The organism is Luteitalea sp., assembly GCF_022842525.1.
GTDB lineage: Bacteria > Acidobacteriota > Vicinamibacteria > Vicinamibacterales > Vicinamibacteraceae > Luteitalea.
Genome location: NZ_JALHPM010000032.1, coordinates 1 through 8,604, shown reverse-complemented (window position 1 = coordinate 8,604; position 8,604 = coordinate 1). Strand labels below are relative to the sequence as shown.

Below are 8,604 nucleotides of genomic sequence, written 5' to 3'. Positions count from 1 at the left end.
CCTCGGTATCCTGCTGCACCGGGCGCGCCCGCTGCTGTTCGTGCTGACGCCGTCGCTCGCCCTGGTCTGCACCGGCATCATCACCGCGGGAGCGGTCTCGGTGCTGATCGCCAGCTGGACGCGGCGGCGCTGGGTGCTGCCGGTCACCATGACCGTGGCCTCGATTGCGACCCTGTTGTCGTTGCACTACTCGGTGGCCTCGGCCGCCGATCTCGAGCCGGTGCAGGTGATGGCGCGCAAGTACGCCGCGGCCTACCAGGGCCACGAGCCGTCGGCCACGTACCGCGTGTTCGTGCGCAATCTGGTGTTCTACACGGGCGTCAAGCAGACGGACCTGGTGCAGCCCGAGCAGGTCGTGGAGTTCCTGCGTCAGCCCCGGCGCGTGCTCTGCGTGATCACGCGGGACGACCTGGACCGGCTCACCCGCGAGCACGGCCTCCACACCAGCACGCTCGCCGAGGTGCAGTACTTCAACCCCGCCGGCGTCCGGCTGCGCACCCTCCTGTGGCCCGATCCGTCCCGAGACCTCGAGACGGTGCTGTTGGTGACCAACCAGTAATTGCAGAAGTGCAGAATTTCAGAAATGCAAGACGTCGGAATTTCAGAATCTCGTTGGCACCGCCCTGATCCGGATCGCCAAGGTGGTACGGAAATCCTGAAATTCTGAAATTCTGAAATTCTCTGCCTCTCTACTCGGGAAACATCTTCCCCGGGTTCAGGATGTTCAGCGGATCGAAGGCGGCCTTGATGCGTCGCTGCAGGTCGATCTCGATGCGCGAGAGCTCGAGTGGCACGAACGGCAGTTTCGAGAAGCCGATGCCGTGCTCGCCGCTGATGGAGCCTTCGAGCGCCACGACGCCCTCGAACAGCGCACGTTCGGCCACCCGGGCGGCCTCGAGGGCCACGGGGTCCGCCGGATCCAGCATCATGTTGACGTGGATGTTGCCGTCTCCGACGTGACCGAAACACGGGATGCGCACGCCGGGTGAGGCCGCGCGCAGGCGGTCGATCAGGTCGAAGAGCTCGGGCACGCGTCCCTTCGGCACCACGACGTCGTGGTTGACCTTCATCGGGGCGAGCACGCGCAGCGACAGCGACAGCGCCCGCCGCACTCGCCACAGTTCCTCGCGCGTGGCCTGGTCGTGCGCCACCAGCACCTCGGTGGCGCCGGCCTCCCGACACGCCTGTTCGACCCGTCGTCCCTCCTCCGCCACCGTCTCGGGCAGGCCGTCCACCTCGAGCAGGAGCAGCGCCCCCGTTCCCTCGGGCGCCAGGGCGCGCGTGCCGAGATTCGTCGCGACGGCCTCGAGCGAGTCGCCGTCGATCAGCTCGAGCGCCGACGGGACGACCCGCGCCCGAATGAGGTTCGTCACGGCGTCCACGGCCGCCCGGATCGTCGTGAACGTCGCCCGCAGCGTGACCTGCGTCGGCGGCAGCGGCACGAGCCTGACGGTCACCCGCGTGATCACCGCCAGCGTCCCCTCCGATCCCACGAGCAACTGGGTGAGGTCGTAGCCGACGACGTTCTTCACGCTCTTGCCACCCGTGTGGATGATCTCGCCGGATGGGAGGACAGCCTCGAGGCCGAGGATGTAGCGCTTGGTGACGCCGTACTTGAAGGCGCGCGGACCGCCCGCGCACTCGGCGACGTTGCCGCCGATCGTCGACGTCGGCAGACTCGCGGGGTCGGGCGGATAGAAGAGACCGACGGCCTCGACGGCACGCTGGAGGTCGCCGGTGACGACGTGGCACTCGGCGACGGCGAGCAGGTTGCGCTCGTCGATCTCGAGAATGCGGTCGAGGCGCTGCAGCGCCAGCACCACGCCACCGAAGGACGGCACGGCCCCGCCGGTGTAGCCCGTGCCGGCACCTCGTGGCACGACCGGCACGCGATGGGCGGTGCAGAGGCGCAGCACGGCTGCCACCTCGGCGGTGTCGGCCGGCCACACCACGACGTCGGCCGGATGCCCCTTCTTGAGGGCGTCGGCGCCATACGTCGCCCTCGCCTCGTCGTCGGTGCGCACGTGCTCGGCGCCGACGGCGAGGCGAAGGGCGTCGACAAACGCCTCGGTGACTGGTCCGTAGGGCGGGCCGGCGGCCATGCCGGTCACGCCGGCGGGTGGACGCCGGCGTCGAGGTCGCCGATGAACGCGTGGATGCGGCGCGCGGCTTCCTCGAGTCGTTCCATCGACGCGGCGTACGACACGCGGAAGAAGCCCGGCGCGTCGAAGGCCTCCCCTGCCGTGACCACCACGTGCTTGGTCTCGAGGAGCGCCTGACAGAACGCCGCGCTCGTCCTCAGGCCGTCCGGCGACAGCAGCGCCGAGACGTCCACGAACAGGTAGAACGCGCCCGCCGGCCTGGCACAGACCAGACGCGGCTCGGTCGACAGCAAGGCCCAGATGAAGTCGCGCCGCCGGCGATACTCGTCGAGCATGTCGGTGACACACTGCTGCGGCCCGCCGAGGGCGGCCACGACGGCCTTCTGCGTGATCGAACAGACGTTGCTGGTCGAATGGCTCTGGATGGCGTTGCAGGCCGCGACGACCTCGCGCGAGGCGAGCAACCAGCCGCAGCGCCACCCCGTCATCGCGTAGGCCTTGGAGGCCGACCCGGTCAGGATCGTGCGATCGCGCATCCGCTCCACGAGCACGCGGGGCAGGTTGTGGGCGGCCGGGTCGTAGATCAGCTTCTCGTAGCAGAGATCGAGGATGACCCAGATACCGCGGGCCGCCGCGGCGTCGGCGATGCGAATCATCTCGCCCTCCGTCATCAACGCGCCGGTCGGGTTGGCCGGCGAATTGATGACGATGGCGCGCGTCCGCGGAGTGATCGCCGCGAGGAACGGATCGGCACGCAGGGCGAACCCGTCGTCGGGCGAGGCCGTGACGATGACCGGCGTCGCCTCGGCCAGCTTGATCTGCTCGACGATGGTCGGCCAGCCCGGCGAATGCGTGATGACCTCGTCGCCGGGGCCGAACACGGTGAGCGCGGCGTTCACCAGCGCCTGCTTGCCGCCGGCGGTGACGATGATCTCGGCCTCGTCGTAGTCGACCCCGTAGTCGGCCTTGTAGCGCGCCGCGATGACCCGCTTCAGTTCGGTGGTCCCGCTGTTGGGCGTGTACTTGGTGAAGTTGCCGGTGATGGCGGCGTGTGCCGCCTCCTTCACGTGCGCTGGCGTCGGAAAATCTGGCTCCCCCGCGCTGAGGTCGACCACGTCGACGCCAGCCTGTCGAAGGCGCTCCGCGGCGATGAGCCCCTTCATGGTCGGGGAGGACGAGATGCGGGTCGTGCGTTCTGCGAGCATGCGGTGTTCTCGGCGGCGTGTGGGCAGGCCTAGGTGCGGCGACGCAGGTGTGCGAGGACGGCCGGTGGCACGAAGGCCCCGATCGATCCGCCCATCGCATGAATCTGTCGGACGAGACTCGAACTGACGTGCGCGAACTCCCCCGCCGCAGGGAGATAGACGGTCTCGAGCCCGGGCAGCAGCGCGGCATTCATCCGCGCCATCGGCCACTCGTGCTCGTAGTCGGTCACCGAGCGCAGCCCGCGGACGACCACCGAGGCGCCGTGGCGGGTGGCCGCGTCGACGAGCAGGCCGTCGAACGCGACGATCTCGATGCCCGGCGCCCCGGCGACGCTCTCTGTGATCAGGGCCAGACGCTCGTCGAGCGTGAGCAGCGGCGACTTCCCGGGATTGACGAGGACGGCGACGACGACGCGGTCGAACAGCCGGCGGGCACGCAGGACCACGTCCAGGTGACCATTGGTGAGCGGATCGAACGACCCGGCGACGAGGGCGGTGCGACCGTCGGCCATTCAGACCTCCGTCCCGGACGGACCGGGCTCGTACAACGCGAGCGCGCTGTCGCCCTGGCGAAGGCGACGCGCGAGCGTCAGGCCCGGCACCGCGGCTGGCGCCTCGAGACGTGACGCGTGTTCGAGGACGACGAGGCCGTCCGGGGCGATGAGGCCGGCCGCCAGGTGCAGCCAGGGCTCGAGCGAGCGCTGCGCGTACGGGGGGTCGAGGAACACGATGTCGAAGGGTCCGCCGCGAACGGCCGGCGTGCGCGCGAGCGCGTTGCGCCGCTCGATAGTATAGCCCTCGGTGACCTGGCACTTGCGCAGGTTGGCCGCGACGAGTGCGGTGGCCCGGGGGTCCTCGTCGATGAACGTCACGGCAGCCGCGCCACGACTCAGGGCCTCGATGCCCACGGCGCCGGTGCCGGCGCAGACGTCGAGCCACCGCGCCCCGGCGACGCGTGGCGTCAGGATGTTGAACAGCGTCTCGCGCAGGCGGTCGGACGAGGGACGCACCCCGTCCCATGTCGGTCCCTGCAGCACGCGGCCCTTGAGCGTCCCTGCGATGATTCGCATCAGCCGACCTGCGCCAGGTTGAAGCGCCCGGCCCAGGCCTGGCGGGCCAGTCGCCGCGACACGGCGTCCGGGGGCAAGTGCGCCATCAGCACGCGGGCCATGGCATGCGCCTCCGTCATCAGATCCTGGTCGCGGCGCAGATCGCCGATGCGCAGCGTCGGCATCCCGGCCTGCCGTGTGCCGAACATGTCGCCGGGCCCGCGAATGGCGAGATCGCGCTCGGCAATCACGAAGCCATCGGTGGTGTCGGTCATCGCCTTCAGGCGTTCGCGCGCGTCCTCGCTCAGGGGACGCTCGAACAGCAGGATGGCGTAGCTCTGCTCTGCGCCGCGCCCGACACGCCCTCGCAGCTGATGCAGCTGCGCGAGGCCGAACCGTTCGGCGTGCTCGACGATCATCACGCTCGCATTGGGCACGTCGACGCCGACTTCGATCACCGTGGTGGTCACGAGCACGTCGAGGGCGTGCGCCACGAACGCCTGCATCACCGCCTGCTTCTCCGTCGCCTTGAGCTTGCCGTGCAGCAGGCCGAGACGAAGCCCCGCCAGCGGCCCCGCGCGCAGATCCGCCTCCATGCTGACGGCCGCGCGGACGTCGATCTTGTCGCTGTCTTCGATGATCGGCAGTACCACGTACGCCTGGCGCCCCTCGGCGACCTGCTCGCGCACGAAGGCGTAGGCCTCCTCACGCCGCACTTCCGGCCTGGCCGTGGTCAGCACCGGCTGACGGCCGGGCGGCAGGTCGCGAATCACCGACACGTCGAGGTCGCCGTAGGCCGTGAGCGTGAGCGTCCGGGGAATCGGCGTCGCCGTCATGACGAGCACGTCGGGCAGCGCCCCCTTGCTGCGCAGGCGCGCCCGCTGACCGACGCCGAATCGGTGCTGCTCGTCGATGATCACGAGCCCGAGCCGGTTGAAGATCGCCGGGTCCTCGAGGACGGCGTGGGTGCCGATCACGAGCTGGGCCTCCCCCGAGGCGATACAGGCCAGCGCGTCGCGCCGCGCCACGCTGCGCTGGCTGCCCGTCAGCAACACCGACCGGAACGGCGTGTCGGCGAGGCGCGCGGCGACGGTGCGGGCATGCTGTTCGGCCAGCAACTCGGTCGGGGCCATCAGCACCACCTGCAGCCCGTTGGCCATCGCCACCACGGCGGCCAGCAGTGCGACGATGGTCTTGCCAGCACCGACGTCGCCCTGCAGCAGGCGATTCATCGGCGTCGGCCGCTGCAGGTCCGTGACGATGTCGCGCAGGGCCTCCTTCTGTCCGGGCGTCAGCGTGAACGGCAGCACGCGGCGGGCCAGCGCTCGCGTCGCCTCGGACACCTCCACCCGATGCGGCTTCGCCCGCGTCACCACACGCGCCCGCTGCTCCGCGAGGGCGAGCTGGAACAGGACGAACTCCTCCAGAATCAGGCGGATCTGCGCCGGCGTGCGAAACGCGTTCAGCAGCTCGACCGAGGTCCCTTCCGGCGGGAAGTGCGTGTCGAGCAGCGCCTCGCGCCGCGACGGCAGGCCACGGGCGCGCCGGGCCTCCTGCGGCAGCGGATCGGTGATCGACTCGGGCAGACGATCGAGCGCCCGGGCCACGAGATCGCGCTGCAGCTTCGGCGTCAGCGGGCCGATCCGCTCGTACACGGGCACGATGCGGCCCGTGTGCACGCTGTCGCCGTCACTGAGGGCGGTGACGTCGACGAACTCGTACTGTGGCGACTGGAACTGGGCGCCGAGGCTGGTCCACTCGACCTTGCCGTGCAGCACGACCTGCTGCCCGGGACGGAACACCTGCGCCAGGAAGCGCTGATTGAAGAACACGGCACGGGCCGTGCCGCTGGCGTCGCCGACGGTGACCTCGAACACGGTGAAGCGGGGTCGGCGCGTCGGCCGCACCTCCGCCTCGAGCACCTCCCCCGAGACGGTCGCGACGCCCGGGCGCAGCGAGGCGATCGCCACGATGTGGCCGCGATCCTCGTACCGCAGGGGAAAACGGAGGAGGAGATCCTCGACGGTGTGCAGGCCCGCAGACGCCAGGGCGGCGGCACGGGACGGCCCCACGCCGGGCAGGTCGCCGAGCGGGGCCTGGAGGGGGTCGTCCGGGGTCACTGCAGGACGGTCACCTGTCCGGGTTCGACACGAATCTCGCGAATGCTCGAGGGCAGGTCGAAGGGATCGTCGATGTTGACGTCGTACCGCGCCACGAGCTGCGACACGAGCGCCCGCGGCAGTGGGATGCCGCCGAGCTGGGCCGTCTCGAGCTCGAAGCGCCCGGTCCCGTTCTCGGTCACGAGCCGCCCGCTGACACTGGCGGGCAGCGTGCCGGTGAGCAGGCGCAGGGGATCGAAGCCCTCGCTCGGGGGGCGTCCGGCATTCATCGCGTCGAGATCGAGGGTGGCCGTGGCACTCAGCCGGTTGTCGGCGAGGATCCGCAAGGTGGGCGTCGAGATGCCCGGTGGGATCTCGGCCTGCAGGTGGTGCGCCATGTAGGCGTTCACTTCCGCTTCCTCGATGACGGTACTCTGGGTCTCGAGGCGGGGAATGGCGCCGAAGCGCACGATCGACTCGAGCTTCTGCTGCATGCGGTCGGCAGCGGCGATGCCGTGCTGTGCGAGGCGACTGCCGGCGGCCGCGTGCGCCGCCCGGCCCACCAGCGAGACCGGCGCGCCGGCGGCGAGGGTGGTCACGACGGCCAGGCACGCCACGGCGAATCGAACGGCACGAGGCGAAAGCGGCGGGGTCGGCATCGGGTCCACTGAGCGTTTGGAGTCTAGCATTCGGAATTTGGTCGGACGGCTTGACTTTCGCTTTTTATTTGCATACGCTCCCGCCATCCTCGCCCACGCCCAGTGTCGGGCGGCCGTGGCCGGAGTGACCGGGAGTTCCCATCGTGCAGCCGCTCACGAAACGTCAGCGAGAAATCCTCGATTACCTCAACGATTTCATCCAGCAGCACGGGTACGCCCCGAGTCTGGAAGAGGTCGGTCGCCGCTTCGGTCTGTCGTCGCTGGCGACGGTCCACAAGCACCTGACGAACCTGCAGGACAAGGGGTTCATCAAGCGCGCCTGGAATCGCAGCCGGTCGGTGGAGCTCATCCCGGCCCGCATCGGTGGCCGGGCCCTCGAACTGCCCCTGCTGGGGTATGTGGCCGCCGGTCGCCCCATCGAGGCGATCACCAGCACCGAGACCATCACGGTCCCCGAGGCGCTGGTCGGCAAGCGCGACACGTATGTGCTGCGCGTCAAGGGCGACTCGATGATCGACGAACAAATCCGCGACGGCGATTTCGTCATCGTCGAGGACCGCAAGACGGCGAGTAACGGCGAGATGGTCATCGCGCTGCTCACGGGCTCCGACGTCACCCTCAAGAAGTTCTACAAGGAGCAGGATCAGGTGCGCCTGCAGCCGGCCAACCCGACGATGGCGCCGATCGTGGTGCCGGCGGCTGACGTGCAGGTGCAGGGCGTGGTGATTGGCGTAATGCGGCGATACTGACGGGCATGAGCCAGCAGCCGCCCCCGGAGTCCCGCCAGATCAACTTCACGATCGTGCCGGCCGAGACGCCCGACGTCCCGCGCGTCTACGCCAACTTCTGCGCCGTGGCGAACACGCCGTTCGACTTCACGCTGACCTTCTGCGAAGTCCAACCGCTCTCGCCGCAGGACGTGCAGGCGGCCGAGCGGGACCACATCGTCCCCGCCCCCGTGAAGGCGAAGGTTGTCGTCCCCGTGCCGTTCATCCCCACGATGATCGCGGCGTTGCAGGAGCACCTGCGCGCCTTCACGGAGTCGCAGAAGCAGGGCGCGCCGGGCTGGTCGGGGGACCCGGTGCACTGACGAGGGGTTCCTGGCCCTGACGGTCCGCCGCGGCACGACCGCTGTCAGACCCGGTCAGCGAGGCGCGTCACTCCCCCATCACGGGCGCAGGGACGCGCCCTTCTCGTGCGGTGATACTTCGCCTTTTGTTCTCCGTCAGGCGTCCAACCGTGCAGGGAGTGAACGATGGCGACGCTGCTCACACTCGTGCTTCCGGATTTCGTGGTCGATGTCGAGCGCCGCTGGGAGGCCCTGGCGCCCACCGTGCCGCTTATCGTCGGCGGCCCTGCGACGGGGCCGGGCCAGGTGGTCGCGGCCTGCCGGGTGGCGCGACAGGCTGGCGTCCGCCCAGGACAGTCGCTGCGGGAGGCGGCGCGTCTGGCGCCGCAGGCCCGGTTCGTCCCCGGCATCCTCGACCGCT

The 8,604-nt window shown here is 69.8% G+C and carries 8 protein-coding genes and 1 pseudogene; 4 read left to right on the top strand and 5 right to left on the bottom strand.

Annotated elements, in window-relative coordinates; all coding sequences use genetic code 11:
• Positions 1-559: hypothetical protein (locus Q0C41_RS08900; protein WP_291982959.1), on the top strand; the 559-nt coding region annotated here is incomplete at its 5' end.
• Positions 560-689: 130 nt separating this feature from the next.
• Here the strand turns inward: Q0C41_RS08900 and Q0C41_RS08895 are convergent.
• From Q0C41_RS08895 to recG, 5 genes are read right to left on the bottom strand one after another with little or no spacing between them, the layout of a single operon-like run.
• Positions 690-2,102 (bottom strand): FAD-linked oxidase C-terminal domain-containing protein, encoded by a 1,413-nt coding sequence (locus tag Q0C41_RS08895; protein WP_291983034.1) that lies wholly within the window; start codon positions 2,100-2,102, stop codon positions 690-692.
• Positions 2,103-2,107: 5 nt separating this feature from the next.
• Positions 2,108-3,307: a pyridoxal phosphate-dependent aminotransferase gene (locus tag Q0C41_RS08890; protein WP_291982957.1), complete on the bottom strand. Its 1,200-nt coding sequence runs from the start codon at positions 3,305-3,307 to the stop codon at positions 2,108-2,110.
• A gap of 29 nt (positions 3,308-3,336) precedes the next feature.
• A complete protein-coding gene (coaD, locus tag Q0C41_RS08885) occupies positions 3,337-3,819 on the bottom strand; it encodes a pantetheine-phosphate adenylyltransferase (RefSeq protein WP_291982955.1) in 483 nt (160 codons plus the stop codon).
• Positions 3,820-4,377, bottom strand: coding sequence for a 16S rRNA (guanine(966)-N(2))-methyltransferase RsmD (gene rsmD, locus Q0C41_RS08880; protein ID WP_291982953.1), 558 nt, complete (start codon positions 4,375-4,377; stop codon positions 3,820-3,822).
• The gene (gene recG / locus Q0C41_RS08875) at positions 4,377-7,067 is read right to left on the bottom strand and encodes an ATP-dependent DNA helicase RecG (RefSeq protein WP_291982951.1); all 2,691 of its coding nucleotides are present in this window, start codon (positions 7,065-7,067) and stop codon (positions 4,377-4,379) included. The genes rsmD and recG overlap by 1 nt, the downstream gene beginning before the upstream one ends.
• A 190-nt stretch (positions 7,068-7,257) precedes the next feature.
• On the opposite strand from recG, the gene lexA reads away from it, so the two are divergent.
• From lexA to Q0C41_RS08860, 3 genes and pseudogenes are all read left to right on the top strand, one after another.
• On the top strand, positions 7,258-7,863 hold the full coding sequence (gene lexA / locus Q0C41_RS08870; protein WP_291982949.1) for a transcriptional repressor LexA: 606 nt from the start codon (positions 7,258-7,260) through the stop codon (positions 7,861-7,863).
• Positions 7,864-7,868: 5 nt separating this feature from the next.
• Positions 7,869-8,204 (top strand): DUF3467 domain-containing protein, encoded by a 336-nt coding sequence (locus Q0C41_RS08865; protein ID WP_291982947.1) that lies wholly within the window; start codon positions 7,869-7,871, stop codon positions 8,202-8,204.
• 165 nt (positions 8,205-8,369) lie between these two features.
• A pseudogene (locus tag Q0C41_RS08860) lies at positions 8,370-8,604 on the top strand (DNA polymerase IV); the annotation flags it as partial.

Excerpts from the sequence above, each read along its gene's own strand:
- Q0C41_RS08895 (WP_291983034.1), bottom strand. The coding sequence starts at position 2,102 with ATGGCCGCCGGCCCGCCCTACGGACCAGTCACCGAGGCGTTTGTCGAC.
- Q0C41_RS08890 (WP_291982957.1), bottom strand. The coding sequence starts at position 3,307 with ATGCTCGCAGAACGCACGACCCGCATCTCGTCCTCCCCGACCATGAAG.
- coaD (WP_291982955.1), bottom strand. The coding sequence starts at position 3,819 with ATGGCCGACGGTCGCACCGCCCTCGTCGCCGGGTCGTTCGATCCGCTC.
- rsmD (WP_291982953.1), bottom strand. The coding sequence starts at position 4,377 with ATGCGAATCATCGCAGGGACGCTCAAGGGCCGCGTGCTGCAGGGACCG.
- Q0C41_RS08865 (WP_291982947.1), top strand. The coding sequence starts at position 7,869 with ATGAGCCAGCAGCCGCCCCCGGAGTCCCGCCAGATCAACTTCACGATC.